Annotated in this window: 16 protein-coding genes, 3 tRNA genes and 4 pseudogenes; 9 read left to right on the top strand and 14 right to left on the bottom strand. The window is 50.4% G+C overall.

Annotated elements, in window-relative coordinates:
* Positions 1-7: 7 nt before the first annotated feature.
* Positions 8-1,471 (bottom strand): phosphatidylserine/phosphatidylglycerophosphate/cardiolipin synthase family protein, encoded by a 1,464-nt coding sequence (locus ACIP6T_RS03365; protein WP_400455366.1) that lies wholly within the window; start codon positions 1,469-1,471, stop codon positions 8-10.
* A gap of 153 nt (positions 1,472-1,624) precedes the next feature.
* Here ACIP6T_RS03365 and ACIP6T_RS03360 point away from each other — a divergent pair, with 153 nt between their 5' ends.
* Entirely contained in the window at positions 1,625-2,773 is a 1,149-nt protein-coding gene (locus ACIP6T_RS03360) for a beta-glucosidase (RefSeq protein WP_097094293.1), read from the top strand.
* Here the strand turns inward: ACIP6T_RS03360 and ACIP6T_RS03355 are convergent.
* The 7 genes from ACIP6T_RS03355 to ACIP6T_RS03325 form a co-directional block, all read right to left on the bottom strand.
* The gene (locus ACIP6T_RS03355) at positions 2,770-2,943 is read right to left on the bottom strand and encodes a hypothetical protein (protein ID WP_176519118.1); all 174 of its coding nucleotides are present in this window, start codon (positions 2,941-2,943) and stop codon (positions 2,770-2,772) included. The genes ACIP6T_RS03360 and ACIP6T_RS03355 overlap by 4 nt on opposite strands.
* 39 nt (positions 2,944-2,982) lie before the next feature.
* Positions 2,983-3,126, bottom strand: coding sequence for a hypothetical protein (locus tag ACIP6T_RS03350; RefSeq protein WP_007893692.1), 144 nt, complete (start codon positions 3,124-3,126; stop codon positions 2,983-2,985).
* A 130-nt stretch (positions 3,127-3,256) separates the two neighbouring features.
* A complete protein-coding gene (locus ACIP6T_RS03345; protein ID WP_097094294.1) occupies positions 3,257-5,458 on the bottom strand; it encodes a TonB-dependent siderophore receptor in 2,202 nt (733 codons plus the stop codon).
* 232 nt (positions 5,459-5,690) lie between these two features.
* Positions 5,691-7,061 carry an efflux transporter outer membrane subunit gene (locus tag ACIP6T_RS03340; RefSeq protein WP_400455363.1) on the bottom strand — a complete coding sequence of 457 codons (1,371 nt, stop codon included), beginning with the start codon at positions 7,059-7,061 and terminating at the stop codon, positions 5,691-5,693.
* Complete coding sequence (locus ACIP6T_RS03335) at positions 7,058-8,149, bottom strand: HlyD family secretion protein (protein ID WP_345826902.1); 1,092 nt, start codon at positions 8,147-8,149, stop codon at positions 7,058-7,060. Before ACIP6T_RS03335 ends, ACIP6T_RS03340 begins: the two co-directional genes overlap by 4 nt.
* Entirely contained in the window at positions 8,146-9,816 is a 1,671-nt protein-coding gene (locus ACIP6T_RS03330; RefSeq protein ID WP_097097556.1) for an MFS transporter, read from the bottom strand. The genes ACIP6T_RS03335 and ACIP6T_RS03330 overlap by 4 nt, the downstream gene beginning before the upstream one ends.
* Positions 9,817-9,818: 2 nt before the next feature.
* Positions 9,819-10,250 (bottom strand): MarR family winged helix-turn-helix transcriptional regulator, encoded by a 432-nt coding sequence (locus ACIP6T_RS03325; RefSeq protein ID WP_400455359.1) that lies wholly within the window; start codon positions 10,248-10,250, stop codon positions 9,819-9,821.
* A 485-nt stretch (positions 10,251-10,735) separates the two neighbouring features.
* On the opposite strand from ACIP6T_RS03325, the gene ACIP6T_RS03320 reads away from it, so the two are divergent.
* The 3 genes from ACIP6T_RS03320 (at position 10,736) to ACIP6T_RS03310 (ending at position 13,185) form a co-directional block, all read left to right on the top strand.
* Positions 10,736-10,993 (top strand): biofilm/acid-resistance regulator YmgB/AriR, encoded by a 258-nt coding sequence (locus ACIP6T_RS03320; RefSeq protein ID WP_400455357.1) that lies wholly within the window; start codon positions 10,736-10,738, stop codon positions 10,991-10,993.
* Between the two features lie 151 nt (positions 10,994-11,144).
* A complete protein-coding gene (locus ACIP6T_RS03315) occupies positions 11,145-12,644 on the top strand; it encodes a SulP family inorganic anion transporter (protein WP_400455354.1) in 1,500 nt (499 codons plus the stop codon).
* A 262-nt stretch (positions 12,645-12,906) separates the two neighbouring features.
* Entirely contained in the window at positions 12,907-13,185 is a 279-nt protein-coding gene (locus tag ACIP6T_RS03310) for a hypothetical protein (RefSeq protein WP_400455351.1), read from the top strand.
* Positions 13,186-13,520: 335 nt separating this feature from the next.
* On the opposite strand, the pseudogene ACIP6T_RS03305 reads toward ACIP6T_RS03310, so the two are convergent.
* Positions 13,521-14,693, bottom strand: a pseudogene (locus tag ACIP6T_RS03305) (IS3 family transposase).
* A 345-nt stretch (positions 14,694-15,038) separates the two neighbouring features.
* Between ACIP6T_RS03305 and pgsA (ACIP6T_RS03300) the strand changes: the two are divergent.
* On the top strand, positions 15,039-15,587 hold the full coding sequence (gene pgsA, locus ACIP6T_RS03300) for a CDP-diacylglycerol--glycerol-3-phosphate 3-phosphatidyltransferase (protein WP_345826905.1): 549 nt from the start codon (positions 15,039-15,041) through the stop codon (positions 15,585-15,587).
* Between the two features lie 46 nt (positions 15,588-15,633).
* Positions 15,634-17,928 carry a phosphatidylglycerol--membrane-oligosaccharide glycerophosphotransferase gene (gene opgB / locus ACIP6T_RS03295; protein WP_345826906.1) on the top strand — a complete coding sequence of 765 codons (2,295 nt, stop codon included), beginning with the start codon at positions 15,634-15,636 and terminating at the stop codon, positions 17,926-17,928.
* Positions 17,929-18,524: 596 nt separating this feature from the next.
* Here the strand turns inward: opgB and ACIP6T_RS03290 are convergent.
* Positions 18,525-19,534 (bottom strand): annotated as a pseudogene (locus tag ACIP6T_RS03290) (IS3 family transposase); the annotation flags it as partial.
* A 90-nt stretch (positions 19,535-19,624) separates the two neighbouring features.
* On the opposite strand from ACIP6T_RS03290, the pseudogene ACIP6T_RS03285 reads away from it, so the two are divergent.
* From ACIP6T_RS03285 to ACIP6T_RS03275, 3 genes and pseudogenes are all read left to right on the top strand, one after another.
* Positions 19,625-19,717 (top strand): annotated as a pseudogene (locus ACIP6T_RS03285) (hypothetical protein); the annotation flags it as partial.
* Positions 19,718-20,048: 331 nt separating this feature from the next.
* On the top strand, positions 20,049-20,267 hold the full coding sequence (locus ACIP6T_RS03280; RefSeq protein ID WP_345826907.1) for a DUF4224 domain-containing protein: 219 nt from the start codon (positions 20,049-20,051) through the stop codon (positions 20,265-20,267).
* Positions 20,267-21,287, top strand: a pseudogene (locus tag ACIP6T_RS03275) (integrase). The gene ACIP6T_RS03280 and the pseudogene ACIP6T_RS03275 overlap by 1 nt, the downstream one beginning before the upstream one ends.
* A gap of 114 nt (positions 21,288-21,401) precedes the next feature.
* Here the strand turns inward: ACIP6T_RS03275 and ACIP6T_RS03270 are convergent.
* The 4 genes from ACIP6T_RS03270 to pgsA (ACIP6T_RS03255) form a co-directional block, all read right to left on the bottom strand.
* Positions 21,402-21,487 (bottom strand) — tRNA-Leu (locus ACIP6T_RS03270).
* Positions 21,488-21,498: 11 nt separating this feature from the next.
* Positions 21,499-21,572 (bottom strand) — tRNA-Cys (locus ACIP6T_RS03265).
* A gap of 42 nt (positions 21,573-21,614) precedes the next feature.
* Positions 21,615-21,690, bottom strand: a tRNA-Gly gene (locus ACIP6T_RS03260).
* 201 nt (positions 21,691-21,891) lie between these two features.
* On the bottom strand, positions 21,892-22,440 hold the full coding sequence (pgsA, locus tag ACIP6T_RS03255) for a CDP-diacylglycerol--glycerol-3-phosphate 3-phosphatidyltransferase (protein WP_008102316.1): 549 nt from the start codon (positions 22,438-22,440) through the stop codon (positions 21,892-21,894).
* Positions 22,441-22,451 lie beyond the last annotated feature (11 nt).

The following is a 22,451-nucleotide window of genomic DNA, read 5'->3' as shown; positions in this document are numbered from 1 at the left end:
GATTGCTTTAGAGCAACCACTCCACGGGTAATCGCCACACCAAACGCACCAGCAAACGCTGCATTAGCGTGCACTGCGGCTCATGTTTATGCACCACTTCGCCCTGCTCTCCGGCAAACTCTACCCAGTTAACGCGTCCCCATTTATCCAGACGTAGCGTCCAGGCACGATCGCGCATCCCAGCGATAAAACGCTGATGGGTTTGCTGCGCCAGGGCTTCACTCTCAATGACCAGTCCCATTTCGGTATTTAGCACCGCCGATCGTGGATCAAAATTAAACGATCCAATAAACACCTTACGTTTATCTACGGTAAACGTTTTGGCATGCAGACTTGAACCCGAGTTACCGGTTAACCCGCGGTCATGCGGTGCGCTTTGCGGGTTATCCTGCGGTTTTAGTTCATACAAAGCGATGCCGTGGCGCAGCAGCTTTTTACGCCAGCGCGCATAACCGGCGTGCACCACCGTAACGTCATTAGCCGCCAGTGAATTGGTCAGTACCGCAATTTTGACGCCGCGCCGCTTCAGCGCCAGCAGCTGTGCCACACCGGAACGCGTAGGAACAAAGTAGGCGGAGATAATATCAAACTGCTGCTGCGGCGTGCCGATGACCTCCAGCATACGCTGGGGCAGTAAATTGCGGCGTTTCGCCTTTCCAAGGCCTTTACGTGGATCGTCGCTCAGCAGTCGTGACGCCGCCCACGTCATATCCAGCTCGCCCTGCTCCATCTGGCTAATAAACGAAGAGTGCTTGAGTCGCGCCAGATAGCGCTCAACGGCTTCACTCTGCTGCCATTCAACCGGCAATCGCACCGCCTGATGCGCATCGCCGCTAACATCAACCACCTTGCGCAGCGGTGACACCGCTTTGCTGCGCCAATAGCGTTCAAAATCCTGCGTCACTTCATCGACGACTGGACCAATCGCCAGCACATCCAAATCGGTAAACAGCGGTTCATTGCCGGTACCAAAATACTCATCGCCGATATTACGACCGCCCACCAGCGTGGCAGCGCCATCCACCGTTAAACTTTTATTGTGCATACGCCGATTAAGGCGGGAAAAATCGGTGAGATAGCCAAGCGCACGTAGCGTACGGAATGAGAACGGGTTGAACAGGCGCACGGCGATATTGGCATGCCGATCGAGTTCGGCCAGCGTTTCATCCAAACCCGGCGTGTTGTTGTCATCCAGCAACAAACGCACCTTCACACCGCGCTCGGCGGCATCCAGCAGCGCGCTAAACAATAAGCGCCCAGACATGTCGTTGTGCCAAATGTAGTACTGCACATCAATGGTGTGCTGCGCCATGCTCATCAGTTGATAGCGCGCTGCAAAGGCATCCAACCCGTCGTTAAGCGGATGAATGCCGCTCTTGCCAGGATGTAAGGCGCAGCGCGCGTCGACACCTGGCTTTAGCCCCCTGCCCGCTGGTTCTTCGGGCGGCAAAGATGTTGCTGCTTCACTCATAGTGAATCCCTGAAAGCTGTGGACCTATAATTGTTAGTATCGCCGCGCAGAGAAGCAATCAGAGCCTTCCACTTCTGCCCACTAGCACAACGTTTATTTAGTCTAGACTTAGCCAAGCGTTCTGCATCCAGCCTTCATCGTGAGGAGAGGATTATGACTCAGCAAACCCTGCGCCATCACCCTCAGCTGTTCCAAAGCTTCTTTCAAGGCAGTTTTCCCTGTTCCACTGCCTGTCGGGCAGGCGGACGCAGACTGGATATGGTGATCAGCAGCGGGCATGACATGCTGCTGGAAAAAGATTATGCCGCGCTAGCACAAGAAGGATTACGCACGGCGCGCGATGGTGCGCGCTGGCATCTGATTGAAGCCACACCCAATGAATATGACTGGCGCTCGTTTCTGCCCATGGTGCACGCTGCAGCGCGTCATGATGTGCAGATTATCTGGGAGCTGGCGCATTTCGGCTACCCCGATCATCTTGATATCTGGAAAGCCAGCTTTGTCGATCACTTTGAGCGCTTCGCGCGCGCGATGGCGCAGCTGATGCATGACGAAGGCGTTGAAAAACCGTTTTTTACACCGATTAATCAAATTTCATTCTGGTCGTGGGCGGGCGCCGACGTATCCTGGCTCGATCCTTATGCCAGCGATCGTGGCAGAGAATTAAAACGCCAGTTAGTCCGCGCCTCGCTGGCGGCGATGCACGCCATTCGAGACGTTTATCCGGATGCACGCTTTGTGTTGACCGATCCGCTGGTACAGGTAGCAACGCATCCCGATAATCCAGACAGTAAACCTTACGCCGACGCGCAGCATCAGGCGCAATTTGAAGCCTGGGATTGGCTGGCCGGACGCGATGCACCGGAACTGGGAGGCCGCGAGGATTTTCTCGATATTCTTGGCCTCAATTATTACCCCGATAATCACTGGTTCTTTTCAGGTGAAACCATTCCGCTCGATCACCCAACGCGTCAACCGCTGCACCGTTTGCTGATGCAGTGCTGGCAACGCTATCAGCGTCCCATGCTGCTGGCAGAAACCGGGGCCGAAGGTGATGCGCGTGCGCCCTGGCTGCGTCAGGTGAGCGAAGAAGCGCGGCTGGCGTTAGAGCACGGTGTGGCGCTGGAAGGTATTTCACTCTATCCGGTGGTGGAGTATCCGGCATGGGCCGACGATAGACGTTCACCAGGCGCGCTGTTTGGCCTGGGCGATCCTAACGGCAATCGCACTCTGCATGAAGCGCTGGCGCTGGAGTTACGCAGTCAACAGATTAAGTGGCAAAGCTGGCAGAAAAGGGATTAAGACTGCTGGGTGTTTACCCTGTTCTGAGGACAGGTTTGGACATCCAAGGTTGGATCCACCGGGTGACGCACGTCGGTGAGCCAGGTCATGGTGAAGAGAAACACCACGCCAATCAAACAGGCGGATAACAGGCCAATTATAGCGATCAGTTTGTCATCTCTGGATTCCATCGACATCTCCTCACAAACCTCCCTTTCCCGTTGCTGACGTTAACTCATCCACAGCGTAATCATCAGGACGAAGATTATAAGGGTAACCGACGTCACTGCAAGCACCACTATGGCGAAGAGCGCATCATCCAGCGGTTGGCGATAAGGTTCGTCGTGATCGTCAGGTGGTGCAGGTGAACTCATGGTGACTCAAACATAGGGCGAGTTTTCGAGCAGGATTGCCGAGGAGAGTGTAATGCAAAGTGCCGTAAGGTACAGGATTATTTCTCAACAGGATGATAACGGGGCGTGAAGACGCCCCGTTGGGTACAGATTAGAAATCGTAGCTCAATGAGACTTTTACGGTGCGTGGTTCGCCCTGTGACAAATAGGTGCCGCTGTCATCCACGTTTGCCCAATATTTCTCATTGGTCACGTTATCAACGCCCACGCGCCACACCATATCGTTCTGATTAACTTTCATGCGATAACGCAGCCCTATGTCCAGCGTAGTGTAATCGTCCAGTTTCATGTTATTCGCCAGGTCAGCGTACTGAGAGCCGGTGTAATTCAGCAAAGCGGTTGCGGTGAGTCCATCGACCGGTTTGATGTCGTACTCCGCGCCCAGCGCCGCAGTGAAGCGCGGCACGCCAATGGCATTCTTGCCATTTTGATCGCTGTCGCCCGTTTTTGTCATGTCTGGATCAATCCAGGTCGCGCTACTGTTGAGGCGCAGGCCCAGCACCGGTTCACCGAAGACGTTCAGTTCCACGCCGCGATTACGCTGTTCACCATTCAGCTGGTATACGTTGTTATTTTTCACGCCAACCGGCTGTTTGATTTCAAATAGCGCCAACGATCCGCCTACGCGACCAAAGTCCGCTTTTACGCCCACTTCATTCTGTTTGGCATGCACAATCCCGGTTACGCTGCCGTAGTTGCTGGTACCAAACGGTGCAGCAGTGCCCGGCGTCAATGATTCGGTATGGTTGGCATACAGCGAGATGTTTTCGGTGGCTTTATACAGCAGCCCATAAGCTGGCAACCAGCGACTGCTGTCAAAGCGGGTGCCGGCATCTTCCGCCCCGTCGTAACCATAGTTACGCACCACCACCTTCTGATGGCGAGCCCCCAGCGTTGCCAGCAAGGTGTCATCAAAGAAGCCCAGCGTATCGCTCAGCAGATAACCTTGTGAACGCGAGCGGTAAGTGGTCAAAGGATCGCTAAATTTGGTGCCGCCGGAGAAAACATTGTCCGGCTCGGTCACATCCTGCGGCTGGTAAATATTCACATCGGCATCATTACCCGACGACATGCGGTAACTGTTTTTGGCATTCGCGGTCATCGCCGAGTAACCAACGTTAACTTTATGCGTCACCGGACCGGTAGTGAAATCGCCACGCAGCCCCACCATGCCGCTCATGTTGTCTTGCACACGGTTGGTTCTGAAACGGCCAATAGTGGCGTTGCCTGCGCTATCCAACACCTTTGGAATACCGTAGTTGCCCACCTCATGCGTGTGCTGCGCGCCAAGTCCCGCATAGGCGGTCCACTGATCGGTCAGATCGTACTCGGCTTTCGCCAATCCGAATTCTGATTGAATATCGCTGAACACCCAGTTCTGGCTGTAGTTTTTCGAGTTAGACGGCACATCAGGAATGAAATCAATATTGCTGATATTGATGCCATTACGCGCATCGTGGAAAGTTTTCTTCTGATAACCCACGTCCAGCGACGTGCGCAGACGATCGCCACGATAATCCAGACCAAGTGATGCCGCCGTAGTCCGTTTTTTCTCGCCGTCTATCTCGGTGCCGCCTTCACGATTCACCGCATTCAGACGCACGCCAAACTGGTTGTTGTCGCCAAAACGACGGCCAATATCGGCGCTGCCGCCGACCTGCGAACCCGAGGTATAATCCACGCCGATACGCGTCAGTGGCGCATCATCCGCATGCTTTGGTTCAAGGTTAATCATGCCGCCAACGCCGCTCTCGGCCGAGCCGTTCAACAATGCGTTGGCACCTTTGAAAATTTCCACGCGGTCAATCAGCGAAGCATCCATTACCTGACGTGGCACAATGCCGGCCAGCCCGCCATAGGTCATGGCATCGCCATCCAGCTTGAAGCCACGAATGCGATAGCTTTCCGCGAAGTTGCCGTAGCCTTTCAGATTTTGCACGCCAGCATCGTTGCGCACCACGTCACCGATGGTTTGCGCCTGCTGGTCCTGAATCATCTTCGAAGTGAAGCCAATCACGTTGAACGGCACGTCCATCGCATTCTGTTCGCCCAGCATGCCAAGGCGGCCGCCGTGAGCCACCTGCCCATCAAGGTAAGCAGGTACCAGATCGTCGCCGCCTGGTTTGAAATCGGTTTGCGGTGCTGCGGTCACGGTCAGCGTCTGCTGTTCGTTCTTCGCGTCAGTTTGAGTTGTGGTGTTGGTAGTAGCAGCCATCACTGGCAAACAACCGGCGCTGACCATTACGGCCAACAGCGTCGGTTTCAGTCCGGGATTGAAAGGCGTGTTGCGCATGGAGATCCCCTAATGCAAACGTATTGATAATCATTATTATTGCGGTTTGCGATTATGCGCAGTCGAACGGCGAAAGCAAGAAGTTTCCTGAACTTTCCAGTTAAAAAAAGGTCCATGAGAAAATAAGGCGGTCGACATAAAACGTTAGAAAGGGATCGTTGAGTAGGCTGTTATGCTGCCTGGGTCGACTCAGGCAGCTGAATGGCGGGGCTTAAGTACACGTTCAACGGCGTTACCCCTGCCAACCTCCGCCCAGCGCGCGATAAAGATCGATCTGTGCCAATAACAACGTATTTTTCACCGACACGATATTCAGCTGGGTGCTGAACAGCGTGCGCTGGGCATCCAGCTCATCAAGGTAGGAAGCATAACCATTCTGATAACGGTTATGCGCAATGCGATACGCCTCCGCGACATAACTCTCCTGCTTCTGCAATTCTGCCAGCTGCTCCTGACTGCGGCGAATCGCATCCAGCGCATTATCCACCTCGGAGAAAGCGTTGCGAACCACCTTCTCATAGCCATAAAGCGCCTGGTTACGCGTTGCCATTGCCACGTCGACCTGCGCAGTAAGCGCTTCGCGATTGAGCAGCGGAGCCAGAATGCTGCCACCAATACTCCACAAGCGGAACGGATTATCCAATAGCTGATGCAGCTCGCTGCTTTGTAACGTGCCGCTGGCGGTGAGGTTGAGCGACGGGAGAAGCTTCGCCTGCGTTGACGCCAGCGAAGCATCCGTAGCCAGCAGTTGGCGCTGCGCTTGCACAATATCTGGCCGACGATTAAGCAACTGCGAAGGGAGCAGAGACGGCAAGATTTGCGGCTTGATATGATCAAACTGGCTGCTGCGCGCAATCTCACGTGGGTTCATACCCACCAGCACGCTGAGCGCGTTCTCCTGCTGCTCAATTTGATGCTGTAGCTGCGGAACCTGTGCTTTGGCCGTTTGGTATTCCGATGCTGCCTGCATCCATTCAAGGCGTGAGGTATAGCCAGTTTCAAACTGACGCTGCGCCAGATTAAGCGAATTTTCCCGCGTCGCCAGCGTGGCTTGCGTGACCCGCAGCTGTTCATCCAGCGCGCACAGGCTGAGATAGCCCGATGCCACCGAACTGGCGACGGTTAATTCGGCCGCTGAGGCGGCGGCACGCTGCGCATCCAACGACGCTGCGGCGGCACGGATGCTGCTGCTGCGACTGCCCCACAGATCAACCTCATAATTAGCCTGCAGCAATCCCTGAAACACTGCGCTTTCATACGGCTGGCCGGTTGCCGCCGACAGTGCGCGCTGGTGAGTAGCGGCAACACCCGCTGACAGCGTGGGGAAATTATCGCCCTGCGCAGCACGCAACTCGGCGCGGTATTGATCGACGCGCGACCGCGCCATCAGGATATCGCTATTATGCTGCAACGCCTGGCTAACGAGGCGATTGAGGTGATCATCGCCGAAATGTTGCCACCAGCGCGCTTCAGGTGCCGCGTGCGGCCCCACCTGCTGACGCCAGTTATCCGGAATGGGTAAGGATGAAGGCGCTTTTTCGACCTCGGTGGCGCAGCCTGCCACCATCAGCGCCACGCAGGTGGCTAACAGTAGGCGCTTCATGGCGCTTCCTTATACGGCTCTGCGGCAGTATCAATCTCCACTTCCACCGACATGCCCGGGCGCAGCGCGTGCAGATCGTCGTTGAGAATCTTGATGCGCACCGGAATGCGCTGGGCAATTTTCACAAAATTTCCGGTGGCGTTATCTGGCGAAATGGCGCTGAACTCGGAACCGGCAGCGGGTGAAATAAACTCAACGCGGCCGTCATAATGCTTGCCGTCGAGCGCATCGACGCGAATGCTGACCGGCAAGCCGGGACGAACACGCGCCAGCTGGGTCTCTTTCAGGTTAGCGATCACCCATTTGTTTTCAGGCACCACGGAGGTTAATCGTGTTCCGGCGGTGACGTAGGTCCCTTTGCGCACCGAGAGTTGGCCAAGCTGCCCGCTATCCGGCGCGATAATGCGCGTGTTGGCCAAATCGATATTCGCCAGTTCTAACGCCGCCTGAGCGCTGGCAACATCCGCTTGCAGTGAGCCGCGATTGACCACCACGGTTTGCAGATTTTGCTGTGACACGGCTACCTGCGCCTCCGCCTGACGCAGCTGCGCTTCGGCCTGCGCGTTGGCGGCGCGTGCCGCATCGCGCTCGCGTACCGACAGCGAGCCGTCGGCTGCCAGATTCTCCACGCGCTTGAGATCGAGGCTGCTTTTCAGTGCCTGGGCCTTGGCATTCTCCAGTGCCGCTTTGTTGCTAACAATGGTGGCTTCAGCACTTTTGCGCTGCTGCTGGTTATTGTTTTGCGCCGCGATTTTCATCTCTAACTGCGCCTGCGCCTGATGCACCCGCTGACGATAAATACGATCGTCGATGGTCATCAGTAGCTGCCCTTTGGTCACCGGCTGTAAATCCACCACGTCAACCTCGGTGAGATAGCCGCTCACCTGCGGGCTGATAAAGGTGACCTGACCGCGTACATAGGCGTTTTCCGTGGCCTGCAGGGTGCTTGTGAACGGCCATAACTGCCAGGCATACAAAATCACCAGCACGCCAACAATCACAATGCCGCTGCCGGCAGCAATGGAAAGAATGCGTCGGCGGTTGGTACGCTCGCGCTCCGCAGCCTGAATATCGTCCTGTTGGCTCATGAATTCTCCGTCGGGTTTACTGATGATTTTGCCGCATCCATTTTTGTCTGACGCCAGTTGATATAGCGTAACCGCGACAGGCGGTACAACACCCATATCAGCGTGATGAACGCCAACGCAGCGGTAAGATAATAGGTGTCGTTATAGGCCAGCACGTTGGCTTGCAGCGTGGCCACCGTTTGCAGTTGACTGCTGCTTTGCGCGCTGAGCAGTACGTTATCCGCTAGCTGGCTGCTGAACAGCGCGCTGTATTGGCTCAGTCGCTCAGTGACGTTCGGATCAAGCTGTGACAGCTGATCGCCCAGCAGACTGGAGTGATATTTTTCGCGCCACGTCTGGAAGGTGCCAAGTATCGCCGCACCAATGAGCCCGCCGAGATTTTGGCTCATCCCGAACAGCACCACGAAGCTCACCAGGTTTTTGGGCTGCGTAACCACGCCGCCAATCCCCAGCAGCATGGCGGGCGCGAGGAAGAACGCGCTGCCGAAGCCCAGCAAAAACTGACTAACATAAAGATTGTTGCCGCGCGTCAGCGGGCTGGATTGCGCATCCATCAGCGAGGCAACGATCATCACCACCAGCGAGGCAACGATCGGCCAACTGAGATGCGTCGGTTTGATGGTTAAGGCGCTGGCAACCATGCCGCAAATCACGCCGGCGATGATGGCAAATGCCAGCCCGCGCATTTGATCGTTGAGCAAACCCAGCTGCTGCAGAAAGCCAACCGCGCCGGTGTTCTGTTCGGCCAGCAGGATGCGCATCATGATCATCACAATTCCCAGCCTTACAATCATGCCGTTGCTGAGCCAGCGCGTGTTAATTAACGGATTGGCGCGATTGTGCTCCACGACGATTGCCGCCACGATCAACACCAGCGCCAAAGCCAATGCCACGCCCAACCACGGCGTACTGAACCACCACTCGATACGTCCCAGTGACAGCACGGCGCACAGTAAAGCCATGCCGGGTGCCAGTAGCATGAAAGTGACAAAATCCATCTTCTCAAAGGCTTTGATCCGGTCGCCGGGCGGTAATTTAACCACCAGCACGCAACCCAGCGCAATCAGCGCCAGCCCGAGCTCAAACAGATACAATCCGCGCCACTCTTGCAGCTGCAGCAGCTCGGTTGAAAATAAACGTGCCAGCGGAATCGCCAACTGCGACGCGGTGATACCAATCACCAGCGCTTTAAGCCGATGCTTTGCTGGCCACGCCTGAATCTGATAATAGATGCCGAGCGAGCTAAGCGCGGCCCCCACCATACCGTGTGCGGTGCGGACAATGATGGCTGAGCTGAGATCGTTGGCGAGAATATGGAAGAACGCCACAATGACGTACAGCACTAAAAACGCTTCGGTAAACAGTCGTAGGCCAAACTGCTGGCGAAACTTCACCAACAGCAGATTAATGGAGATATTGCCCATCACATAAACGGCGGGCAGCCAGGCGATCTCATTGCTGTAGGCCCCAAAAGTGCCCTGCAGATTGGTTAGATTGGCAGAAACCAGCGCGTTACTCAGGGCGCCGGTTATCGAGATCAATAGCCCAATAATACCGAAGGCGATTCGCTTCGCAGGGGAATGTAGCGGCGTGGAAGGCGAGCCAGGCAACATGGGTTTCTCGTGCGGCAGCCATTCGCGCTGGGCATAAGGATTGCGCTTCGCCACGGTCACACACTTCCCAGACGTTCAAGCAGCTGCTGCAAAACCTTTTCGGTCACCGCCAAAGATTCGGGTTCGATATCCGCCAGTAGCTGCGCCCGCAGTGCATCGGCTTGCGTTTTCACTTCGGCAAATGCCACGTGGCCTTGCTTCGTCAGGATCAGCAGGCGCTTGCGTCGATCTTCAGGTGGCTGGACGCGCGCCAGCAGCGCCTGCTTCACCAACCGATCAACCAGCGGAACGACGCTGGCTTCCTCCAGGCCGAGTAGTTGTGCCAATGCCTTTTGCGTGGGTGGCTCTGTGGCGGTAGCGACGCTGGCTATTGCCATCCAGCTGCTCATGCTGAGCCCACTCTCTTTTAAGCGACGGTCAACTGCCAGCCGCCATGCGTGAGCGGTAAGATGCAGTAAACGAGAAAAAGGTTGCGGATAGTCGCTCAAAACGTAGTGACCTAATGATTAGATATCTAACTAAATAAGTGCGTTATTATATGCGAAGGTGAACTGCAATGGAAAGTGTGCTGGCATCAGCAGCGCTCCTCGACGCACCAAATAGCGTTCCATGTCTCACATTCAGTTGTACAACGTTGGCATGATTTTAGTTACGGCTGGCTGCTTGTATAGATTTTACAGAATAAATTTAAATATAATTTACTGATAAATAACGATTAGCACAAATAGCTTAATATCAACATTGTACAAGTTGAGCCATATTGTATAACTTTACGTCCCGAGAGCCAGCTGATGGCTCCGTAACGAATGATGCACTTTGCGTCGCCTCTGAAGGTGTTGTGGATTTCCACCTTCAGAGGTGTCTTTTTGCGTTGGTTGATGAGTTGGGTCTTGCGCGCCTGTCCGCGTGTAAGTTTTTCCATCATGAAGCTGAAGGCAAATTTGCCATCAGACCGATTTAAAGGGCCTCACATATGCAAAACGCCGCAGCCAGCAGCAACGCCATCGCTGATTACTTTACCCTCGCCGGTAACAGCGATAGCACTGAAATGGAAGTTTTCGGGCAAATCATTGCCGAAATCCTGCAAGCCGGTACGCCGGTTTCAAATAAAGCGATCATTTCATCCCTGATCAATCGCCTTGAAATGGAAAGTGATGTGATTCAGCTGGATATTTATCGCCTTCTGCTCGAATTAGTTGTCAATAAAACACCTGACGATCTCGCGGTCTGAAACCGGATTCCAGGGATGGAATCACCTTCTCCTCTCCCATCTTGCTAGCATCAGATATCATTGCCCGGTAACATCCTTCCCTGAATATTCCAACTGGTTACTGCCGTACCGCGACGGTATGCGCAACATAACAAAAGAGCCTGCATAATCTATGAGCCAACCAACTGAGCGCCCCCCTGCGGTGGAGAGCGATATCACCGTGGGGCACGTATTACGTTCGCCTGCCCTCTTAACCCGTGAATGTCTGGCGGGGATCATTACCGCACTGGCGCTGATTCCTGAAGTGATCTCATTTTCGGTGATTGCGGGCGTTGATCCTAAAGTGAGCTTGGTAGCGTCGGTCGTGCTGTGTCTGACGCTCTCGATTCTGGGCGGTCGTCCGGCGATGGTGACCGCTGCGGCTGGTTCAGTGGCGCTGGTCATTGGCCCGATGGTGCATACGCACGGTGTGGAGTACATTCTGCCGGCGGTGATTATGGGCGGGCTCATCCAGATCATTTTTGGTTTCGCCGGCTTATCGCGCATGATGCGCTATATCCCACGTTCAGTGATGATTGGCTTCGTTAACGCGCTTGGCATTTTGATTTTCTTTGCGCAAGTCCCGCACGTTTGGGGACAATCCACGCTGGTGTGGGGGCTGTTTGCCGTCACGCTGGCGATCGTCGTCCTGCTGCCTAAAGTATTGAAAAGCGTGCCGTCACCGCTGGTAGCAATTGTGGTGGTCACCGCCGTCGCACTGCTGCTTGGCTATCGCGTGCCTAATGTTGGCGATGAAGGCCCTATGACCGCCGGTTTGCCGGGCTTTACCACGCTATTGGTGCCGATCAATCTTCAAACGTTGCAAATTATCTGGCCCACCGCGCTGAGCATCGCTTTTGTTGGTCTGATGGAGTCGCTGCTGACCGCCAAACTGGTGGATGACATTACCGATACGCCATCCGGCAAGCGCCGTGAATCCTGGGCGCTGGGCGTCGGCAATATTCTTGCGGGCTTTTATGGTGGCATTGCCGGGTGTGCGATGATCGGCCAGACCATCGTCAATGTTGAGCTAGGCAGAGCGCGGACGCGCGTTTCCACGCTGGCGGCAGGTATTGTTTTGCTGCTGCTGGTTACCGGACTTAGCCAGATTATGGCGCAGATTCCAATGGTGGTACTGGCAGGTATTATGATGGTAGTTGCGGTGAAAACCGTTAACTGGCACAGCCTGCAACCCGCGACGCTGAAACGCATGCCGTGGTCAGAAACCTTTGTGATGCTGCTCACCGTTGCCGTCACCGTGTGGACCGGCAACCTGGCCATTGGCGTGCTGGTTGGCGTGATTCTGGCAATGATGCTATTCGCGCGTCGCATTGCCCACGTTATCCATGCTGAACGTCAGCTGAGCGACGACGGAAAGCAGGTCAGTTACATCGTGCGTGGCCCACTGTTCTTCGGCAGCAGTAATGACCTGTTCGAACACTTTAATTACGGTCACGATCCTAAAACCGTCACCATTGACCTCACCCACGCGCAGATTTGGGATGCATCCAGCGTGGCGGCTCTCGATGCCATCGAGTACCGCTATCAGCGCCACGGGGCGACCGTGACGTTTGTGGGTCTGGATAATCGCAGCAGTGATTTTCATGAACGATTAACCGGTAATCTTGGGTAAAATTAGGATTGAGATGAAAAACGCCGAAAATTCGGCGTTTTTTAGTATTTCATCAGCATTTAACTTGCGTAATTCCCCACTGCTGCTTTGCTTATCTTTAGGGTCAATACGTTGATCTCTTTAAGATTGGTTAGCTAAGCGCTTATTAATAAGGAGCTACAGATGCAGGTTTTAACCAAAGCAGTATTGGTAACACTAACATTGGTATCGCTTGCGGGCTGTATGCATAAAAGTGACGCGGTCGGTGGTGATGGACGTCCACATGCACCAAGTAATCAGCCTGTTCCGGGGGCCAGCGAAGGCGCAGGACCGGTGGGACAACCGCAATCGTAACAAGGCGCCCGGCTTAGCCGGGTTTTTTATGGGTAAAAGGCAGACAACAAAAACAAAAAAACCGCCCTTGGACGGTTACGACATTACTGCATATTGCTTTTTTATTCGTTTTATTCAACTTCAAATATGGTGCCCGGGGCGGGACTTGAACCCGCACAGCCATAAGCCGAGGGATTTTAAATCAGGTGTTTTTGTTATCAAAGCATAAAGATTCTTTTCATGAAATAAGATTAAAAATTGCACAAAGTCTATCAAGGGTCTATATGCACTACAACATAGATAATATGAAGCTTTTCGTGGGTGTCTTGCCGCTTCAATAGAATTTGATCAGAATTAGTCGTTTTAATGTCTCGCTAGGGAATTTCCTAGAGCTTTTAGTGAGTATATGAATTTTTCTGGCAGGAACGAAGTGAACGGCTAACCTTTGGTGAGCCACTCTCCGGTCTACTAAAAATGGTTGCGGCACATGTCTGCCGCCTAGACGGCTGATTTGATTACCTGGTCATAATCTTAGCATTTTCCCCTTAGTATCTTAGTCATACCTTAACCGGTGCCAGAATCTCCCAGAATCACCACAGATAACCTAGACACTCCGAGCCGTTGATAATATTGATTTGCATATCCTGTGGGTGACATCTGATTGCTCGAACCACGCCGACTCTTACTGTTATAAAACATATTAATGTAATCCAAAAGCTCGCTGCGGGCTTCTTCACGCGTTCCTTGCATCTTTTTCTTTATTCTTTCGCGTTTCAGTAGCTGGAAAAAGCTTTCTGCTATCGCATTATAGTGACAGTTAACGCGGCGACTCATCCTACCTACAATAAAATGCGACTCAAGGAATGACTGCCACTCGTGACATATGTAATGACTGCCCTGATCTGAGTGAACAAGTACCTCTTTTTGGGGATTACGTCGCCATACGGTCATAATCCGTGCTTTCAAGACAATGTTCTTCGTCATCCGGGATTGCATTGACCAGCCGATAATTTTGCGCGAGAAAAGGTTAACAACCACGGCCAGATACAGCCAGCCCTCGTGAGTCCTGATGTATGTTATGTCCGTCACTCAACGCTCATCCGGAGCATATGGATTGAACTGTCGCTGTATCCTGTAGGTGACATGACACTGGTCTCGCCTCTGCGTACCCGTGGGCTTAGGTACCCGACCTGAGCCTTTATCCCGGCAAACTTCATCAGCCGCACCACTCCGTTCACTCCACACTGCTGCCCGCTATCTCGCAGATCATGATGGATTTCGCTATAGCCATAAACGCATCCCGATTCCAGCCAAAACTGTTTTATCTGTCCTGTCTGTCTCAGGTCCAGCTGATGGCGCTGTGAGTACGGCTGTTGAAGCCACTGGGATGAGCACCCAGCACCCTGCAGAGCAGACGAACAGGCCAGCAAAGGACATTTTCACGGATAAAGGCATACCCCAGTCGTACAGCTTTGCGGAGTAGGCCGCGGCTTTTTTTAATTTGTCCCGTTTGTCGGTTACCCGTTTCAGCTCCTTCTGAAGCCGACGAATCTCGTTCTGAACATCTGACTGCTCATTATTAGCGGAAGAATTCTGACCGTACTTCTTTATCCGGGCGTAAAGACTGTGGGTGTTGATATCGAGACGTGATTCAGCCCTGGAAACAGAATGGCCACGATCAACAACCTGTTTCACTGCTTCAATTTTAAAGACTTCGGGATAACGCTTACCGCTCATGGGCACCTCTCTTTAAGTCATTTTAAATGACCCTGAGGTGTCTGTTAAACCCGTGGCGATTCACTACGAAAAGTTTGGTAGCTTCACAATAAACAATATGGGTAGAAACAAAATATGCGTTTCCCAGCTTCTAGTGGCGGTTTTGTGGCCCCATCTCTACTGTGTTAGCTCGCTATTTATATAATTTACATATGTAACCATACTGCTATATCAGATCAACATGACGGGCTGAATTGATGCCAGAGTGATGTGAGAGGTGAAAATTCAAATATTTTTAAATCACATCCTTGTCATAAAAAGTAATGTGTAGCAACATAGTCTATCCCCACTTTGACCAAATTAACAATGAAACTTAACATTCCCATCTCATTGACTTTGCTTAGGTTTTTTTTGATTCCATTTTTTGTAATTACAAATTACATGGATTCAGCATGGTCAACGGCTATGACAGCCATAATTTTTCTTGTCGCTTCAGCCACAGACTGGCTTGATGGTTTCCTAGCTCGGAAGCTCAATCAGACTACAAAGTTTGGTGCGTTTCTCGACCCAGTAGCTGATAAGGTTCTTATCACCATCGCCTTAGTTCTCATAGCCGAACATTTTCACTCATGGTGGGTCACCATCCCTGCAGCAATCATAATCGCCCGTGAGATTATTATCTCAGCACTCAGGGAGTGGATGGCTGAACTTGGAGAGCGAAGCTCGGTTAAGGTTTCAAGGGCAGGTAAGGTTAAAACATCATTGCAAATGATATGCCTGACTGCGCTACTGTGGCGAAGTGGGTTAACCATAACATCAATCGGGATAATTGCCTTGTATGCTTCAACTGCTTTAACGATATATTCAATGTATGATTATCTTAGTTCTGCTAAAAACATGCTTATAGCCCGTTAAAATTAAACCGTGATTATTTTTAATAATATCAAGATGAGATTTCAAAATGCTTAGCCTGTTTATTTCACTAATTTTTCTGGCCATTTCACTACTTTTGGCAAGGAAGCTTTTATCACAAAAATTGACAGAAAAAATCTTTATCATTGCGTTGTATACGATAATATTATTCATTAGCTTTTTTTATGTTGGAGCCAACTACTTTACAGGGGCGGGGATAAACGAATCTGTTGTTTACACTCTTCTTAGTGACCTGAAAGGGGCTGGCGTTCAAAAATACATCTTACCATTCTCAATTATATTGATCACGTTCCTGTGCATGGTTTTCATGATGTGGAAGTCGGTGAATGTAAAAAAAATCATTCCAGAAAAAGCAAATAGAAAAGATTTACTTAAGATATTCATCTTAATTTTGGCATCGATAATTATCAACCCGGGAGTCGTTGGGCTATATAAAATTATCAACTCAAGACTTCACGAATCAAAAGATTTTTCAGAGTATTATGTTGATCCTTCAAACCAGACAAAGAAACCAACTAAAAATGTAATTTATATCTATGGCGAAAGTCTGGAAAGAACTTACTTTGATAAATCATGGTTTCCTAACTTGACCGATGATCTTTCATCTATAAAAGAACAGTCATACGATTTTAATAACACTATTCAATTACCAGGTACAGATTATACTATCGCAGGGATTGTCTCATCACAATGTGGCATCCCATTATTCGCTCCTTTCTCTGGAAACTCGTCTGACTCTCTGGCTTCGTTCTTCCCCGGAACAACCTGCCTTGGAGATATACTTAAAAAGTCAGGTTATGAACTCTACTTTTATCAAGGTGCAGATCTTGATTTTGGAGGAAAAAGATTATTCTTTGATAATCATGGGTTTAACCATGTTTTTGGCCGCCAAGAATTAGCCGCCAGTGTGGCTGACCGTTCTTATGTGAATGATTGGGGCTGGTATGACGATACTATTTTGGAACTAGCTTTCAAGCAGTATCAGGAACTTTCAAAATCAAACAAGCCATTTGGTCTTTTCTTGTTGACTGTAGATACTCACCATCCTGACGGATTTGTTAACAAATCATGCAGCAAAGATGAGTACATGTACAATGCGAAACTCAATTCATCTATGTCAGCAGTTTTCTGCTCACAGGAACAAATAGCCAAATTCATTAACAAAGTCAGATCGTCTCCAGAGTTTAAAAACACTATTATTGTTGTGACCTCCGACCATCTGGCCATGAACAATACAGCCCATGACGCGTTGATTTCTCATCCTCGCAGAAACCTGTTCATGCTTATTGACAGCGATGGCATTGCGCGGAAAGTTGATTTAAGCAAAGAGAGAAGCAGTCTCGATAACGGTGCAACGGTTCTTGATGCTATGGGGGGGGATTCACTGATCGGCCTTGGAAGAAGCTCCTTTAAAACTGAAACTCTTTATGAGAAGTTCCCAGATATGACTGAAAAGGTCAACTCATGGAAAAACTCAGTAATTGCCTTGTGGGGTTTCCCGAAATCAATAAAAAATTTCGTGATTAATAAGAATGCAATGCAGATTGAACTTCCTGAGACTTCTTTTAAACTTCCGGTTCTTCTGAAAATCACCAAGGATTCAATAGAACCTTACTTTGACAGAGATGTAAGCGTACCATTGACTACGCAACTCTCTGAGTTTGATAAGGGAACCCAGTTTTTATGGGTTGATGATTGCTTCAAGATAACACATGTATTCACTGATAAAATAGAGCCTGGATTGTGCGTCGCTTATGGCAAAAATGACGGCGGAATCTTCCTGAGCAAAATCGATAATGATAATAATCAATTCACCTATGATTTATCAAAGGCTACAAATTCTGAAACTAGCTTTAAAGATCGAATGTCTCAACTGCAAACCCCATTAAGCGAACTGCGGTATCCGGGCAAAAAAATTGACTTTAGTTACCCCGGTATGCCCGAGTATGTAAAAAATATGACTGGCTTATCTCATCGAGAAGATTGGGGAAGATGGAGTGATGCTTCTAAAGGTAAGTCCGTTATCATCCAGACAAAACGCCCTCTCCCAGAGAACGTGAGCATAGAGTTAGAAGCAAGCGCCTATAAAGATGGTGAAAGAGGATTGGTCGATATCAAGGTGGGGAGTGAAACAAAACGAGTAGATTTCAAAACAATCGGAAACATACAAGGATTATCGTTTGCTAATAATCAGCACTCTAATGAGATAGAAATTACGCCTGTGCACCCCTCATCTCCTCTTTCAAACGGTGAGAGTGGAGATGCCAGAGTTTTGGGTATAGGGTTGAGAAATTTAGTTGTTAACAATCTTGATTTAAGATGAAAAACGATTGAGGCTTTGAATTTTGCTGTTTTATACCGGTTAGGTCTTGTAATATGTGCCGCAATGATTAGTTATTAGAAGTTCAGGCCCGGTCATCCCGGGCCTCAAATGTCTTGCAATTAATTTGATTAAGCTTACGGTAAATTAGGCCATTAAATACCAGCAACTTTGGACGCATGTGTTTTCATTAAAAAATTCGTTTTTTTACGCTGCCAGATATGGTTCTTAGCTTTCTGCATCCTCTTCAAAACCAACCGAAAACTGAAATAGTGCAATAGCTTTAAGGCCTCGGTCATAAGATTGCTCTTTATATTTTGAGAAATTGAAATGACTTCCTCTCTGTTAGGCTCTGAAGGAACTGTTATTATCGAATTACCATTCGAGTGAGTAGCATCCATTATCTTTCTGCTACCGCATCATTCAAGAGCGCCAACCATTTTTCATCAGATGTTCCAACACCGTATTTTGGCTTGTTATCATCTGATTAGAATCCTAATTTAGAGGAAGAAAAATATTTCATCATTAAATATCGATCGCAATTGGCCTGCCCCCAGTATTAGATACAACTTTCAGTTAGTAATGTCGGTTGGTTTTTCTTAATATTTCCCGTTTCGCCAGCATGCTGCAAATTCAAACGGTGTCTGGTAATTCAGCGATGAATGAGGTCTGGACTCGTTATAGTCCTGCCGTCAGTCATTAATGATATTCCGGGCATGAAGAATATTGCTGAACCAGTGCTCATTCAGGCATTCATCCCGATAGAGTCCGTTAGAACTCTCAATAAATCCGTTCTGTGTTGGCTTACTCGGCTGGATAAGTCGCAGTTCTACGCCATGCTCAAAAGCCCACTGTTCGAGCGCACGGCAGGTAAATTCCAGGACCTGATCGGTTCTTATCATTGCCGGATAGCCACGAAACAGCGCAATGCCGTCCAGAATACGCACGACCTGAACGCCTGAAATACCGAAAGCGGCGGTTATCGTCAGACACTCCTTCGTGAAATCATCCACGCAGGTAAAGCACTTAATCCGGCGGCCGCTGGCAAGTGCATCCAGGACAAAATCCATCGACCATGTCAGGTTCGGCGCATCCGGGCGAAGAAGCGGAAGCCACTCAGTCGCCAGACCCTTACGGCGTCGCCTGCGTTTTACACCGAGACCGTTAAAACCCGCTTGTGGTTGACGTGAAGGCCCTCCCGGCGCAATAACTGCCAGATACGCCGGTAACCAAATCGGCGACGTTCAAGTGCCAGCTCTGTGATACGCAGAGATAGCTGTGCGTCAGCAGCCGGACTCTGAGCCGAATAACGGCAGGTTGAAAGGGACAGATCAGCCAGTCTGCAGGCACGGCGTTGCGACAGACCCGTTGTCTCACACATGATTTTCACGGTTTCCCGCTTCTGGTCTGTCGTCAGAACTTTCGGCCCAAAGCCACCTGAAGCGCCTCCTTATACAGTATGGCTTTAGCGAGCAGCTTCCTGAGGCGGGCGTTCTACTCTTCAAGTGACTTGAGCCGCTTCACTTTAGGGACTTCCATGCCGCCTAACTCCTTGCGCCTAGTATATAAAGGTAGCATCTGAAATAGCATGCTTGCGGCAGAGTTCCCGGCCCCCCGTCTTGTGTACAGTCCGGGGAGATCGTGAACACTTGTTCGGGGACATGGTAGGCACTTACAACTAAGGCATAAGAACCCGTTTATGGAGTCGCTTATGCCCTAGGATGCGAGAGATACCATGTCATTACGTACTGAGTTTATTCTGCTCGCCTCGCAAGGCGGGGCGAACATCCGCAAGTGTCAATAACGGTTTATAAGTGATTCACTTTTCACCAACACTAACGGTCCAATATTGATCCACCGTTTTACTCAGGATTAGCCTCAGCTATTACTCCGGCTTTCCTTTTCTGATTCGCCAGGATGATGCACGTGTGCGTGCCCGTATTCGGGTAATCAGTAAGCGGCTGAGTGGAAAGTGTGGCGATCAACTTCCTGTGCAGGATTGCCCATGTGAAGGCGAGGCAGCGTGCTGGGCTAATCGCGACTGGCATGAAACCAAATTAACTCTGTGACATGTCACAGCTATTACACCTGTTGCAGCAGGTACGCGTGGAGGGAATGTGATTATGCAGAACGACATTATTTCTGATGCTGATATCGAAAAAATAACCGGCTACAAGATTCCGTCAAAGCAATGCCATTGCCTTAAGCAGGCGGGTATTTTCTTTGTTGTAAGACGTGATGGAAGACCAAGAACCACCTGGCAGCATTTCAACTATCCGATTACACATCGGAAGATTGCTGATCAGGAGACCTATGAACCAAAGTTCGGTGCTCTCGATTAATGGCAAGAACACGTAAAAACACAGCAGATGCTTGGATGCCACCCCGCGTGTATCGCGGCAGGTCAGCATTCGAGTTTCATCCCAAAAATGGGGGCTATTCGCTTGTGCGGCTTCGATGCACCTCAGTCAAAAGTTTGGGCGGCATATGAAGCGCTCATTAATGAGATACCAGATGACAAGCTTTTAACGTCATTGGCTGAGCGCTTCTTCAAGTCTGCTGATTTCTTCGAACTGGCTAGGGAAACACAAAAAGACTATCTGAAATATTCTAAACACGTTCTTGCCGTTTTCGGCGCAATGCCATCAGATGCAATCAAGCCTGAGCACATAAGGAAATATATGGATAAGCGCGGCTTAAAAAGCCGTGTACAAGCTAACCGCGAGAAAGCTTTTATGTCACGCATGTACCGCTGGGGATATGAGTGCGGCATGGTTAAAGGGAATCCGACTAAAGGCGTTAAAAAGTTCAAGGAAGAATCCCGAGATCGGTACGTTACCGACGCTGAATATAAAGCTCTTTATTCATGTGCTCCAGACATCGTTAAAATTGCGATGGGGTTAGCGTATCTATGCTGCGCCAGACAGGCAGATGTTTTGTCTATGAAAAAGAGCCAGATTATGGAAGAAGGTATTCTGATCAAGCAGAGTAAAACTAGTGTTGCACAAATAAAAGGCTGGTCCCCTCGCCTTACAGCGGTCATCGGAATGGCTTCACAACTTCCACTTAAGCCTGGAATGAGCAGCATTTTTATAATCCACCAGCCAAACGGTTCAGGATATACGCGTGATGGTTTCAACAACCGATGGAGTGCAGCGCGTGAAGAGGCCCGTATTAAATTCCCAGAACTGCTTTTCGATTTCACCTTCCACGATCTGAAAGCAAAAGGTGTGTCTGACCTTGAGGGTGATATTTATGAGAAGAGAGCCATCACCGGGCATAAGAACGTCGAACAAACAGCAGCATATGACCGTAAGATCGTTGTAGTTCCGGTTGTCGGTGGGCAGAAAAAGAGCGTCTGATATTAGGAAGCGATATTAGGAAGAAAGCAGCAGGCACAAAAAAACCGCCCTTGGGCGGTTACGACATTACTGCTTATTGTATTGCTTTTATTAGGTTTTTTACTACTTCGAATATGGTGCCCGGGGCGGGACTTGAACCCGCACAGCCATAAGCCGAGGGATTTTAAATCCCTTGTGTCTACCGATTTCACCACCCGGGCAGGGTGTAAATTGGAGGCGCGTCCCGGAGTCGAACCGAGGTAGACGGATTTGCAATCCGTTGCATGGCCACTCTGCCAACGCGCCTTTAATCTGATATGTAATCCGTTGGATACGAACTACTAAATTTGGAGCGGGAAACGAGACTCGAACTCGCGACCCCGACCTTGGCAAGGTCGTGCTCTACCAACTGAGCTATTCCCGCATAATCTCTGTATTTGAGTTTGCGACTGCATTGCTAACTCAACTACTCGATCCTGTTCTTTCTTCATCAAACCTGCTGATTTCATTCAGCTTCTTGCAGGCCAGCTGCCGTTCGATGCGATGCATTCTACTTATCTGACGCAATGAGTCAATAGAATTATCCACACACTGCGTCCGTTTGCTGCTTTTTAAATCGCATCGATCAGCTATCGAGCAAATCGCCACGTGCCGCGCTTAAATACTGGAACATTGACCAGAAAGTCAGCACCGCTGCGATATACAGCGCAACCACACCCACGCCGACTACCGTCGCCTCCGGACGCCACAGTAAGGCAAACAGTGAGAACATTTGCGCGGTGGTTTTTACCTTACCGATCCAGGAAACCGCCACACTGCTGCGTTTGCCAATCTCAGCCATCCACTCACGCAGCGCAGAGATAATAATTTCACGGGCAATCATGGTTGCCGCTGGCAAAGTGATCCACCATGCGTGGAAATGCTCAGCCACCAGCACCAGGGCAATTGCCACCAGCACTTTATCCGCCACCGGATCGAGGAATGCACCAAACCGTGTTGTTTGCTTCCAGCGGCGAGCTAAAAAACCATCAAACCAGTCAGTTACCGCAGCGATGACGAAGATCAGTGCAGTGGCAAAGGGAGCCCATTGAAATGGCAAATAGAACGCCAGGACAAAGAAGGGAATAAGTACGACTCGAAACAGGGTAAGACACGTCGGAATGTTAAATTGCATATGCCAGTAAC

The sequence above is a fragment of the Pantoea sp. NPDC088449 genome (assembly GCF_044753225.1).
Classification (GTDB): domain Bacteria; phylum Pseudomonadota; class Gammaproteobacteria; order Enterobacterales; family Enterobacteriaceae; genus Pantoea; species Pantoea floridensis.
This window is presented reverse-complemented; position numbering and strand designations above follow the sequence as displayed.

Excerpts from the sequence above, each read along its gene's own strand:
- ACIP6T_RS03335 (WP_345826902.1), bottom strand. The coding sequence starts at position 8,149 with ATGAGCCAACAGGACGATATTCAGGCTGCGGAGCGCGAGCGTACCAAC.
- ACIP6T_RS03365 (WP_400455366.1), bottom strand. The coding sequence starts at position 1,471 with ATGAGTGAAGCAGCAACATCTTTGCCGCCCGAAGAACCAGCGGGCAGG.
- pgsA (WP_345826905.1), top strand. The coding sequence starts at position 15,039 with ATGAAACTTAACATTCCCATCTCATTGACTTTGCTTAGGTTTTTTTTG.
- ACIP6T_RS03340 (WP_400455363.1), bottom strand. The coding sequence starts at position 7,061 with ATGAAGCGCCTACTGTTAGCCACCTGCGTGGCGCTGATGGTGGCAGGC.
- pgsA (WP_008102316.1), bottom strand. The coding sequence starts at position 22,440 with ATGCAATTTAACATTCCGACGTGTCTTACCCTGTTTCGAGTCGTACTT.
- ACIP6T_RS03310 (WP_400455351.1), top strand. The coding sequence starts at position 12,907 with ATGCACCAAGTAATCAGCCTGTTCCGGGGGCCAGCGAAGGCGCAGGAC.
- ACIP6T_RS03350 (WP_007893692.1), bottom strand. The coding sequence starts at position 3,126 with ATGAGTTCACCTGCACCACCTGACGATCACGACGAACCTTATCGCCAA.
- opgB (WP_345826906.1), top strand. The coding sequence starts at position 15,634 with ATGCTTAGCCTGTTTATTTCACTAATTTTTCTGGCCATTTCACTACTT.
- ACIP6T_RS03320 (WP_400455357.1), top strand. The coding sequence starts at position 10,736 with ATGCAAAACGCCGCAGCCAGCAGCAACGCCATCGCTGATTACTTTACC.
- ACIP6T_RS03355 (WP_176519118.1), bottom strand. The coding sequence starts at position 2,943 with ATGGAATCCAGAGATGACAAACTGATCGCTATAATTGGCCTGTTATCC.
- ACIP6T_RS03360 (WP_097094293.1), top strand. The coding sequence starts at position 1,625 with ATGACTCAGCAAACCCTGCGCCATCACCCTCAGCTGTTCCAAAGCTTC.
- ACIP6T_RS03280 (WP_345826907.1), top strand. The coding sequence starts at position 20,049 with ATGCAGAACGACATTATTTCTGATGCTGATATCGAAAAAATAACCGGC.
- ACIP6T_RS03315 (WP_400455354.1), top strand. The coding sequence starts at position 11,145 with ATGAGCCAACCAACTGAGCGCCCCCCTGCGGTGGAGAGCGATATCACC.
- ACIP6T_RS03345 (WP_097094294.1), bottom strand. The coding sequence starts at position 5,458 with ATGCGCAACACGCCTTTCAATCCCGGACTGAAACCGACGCTGTTGGCC.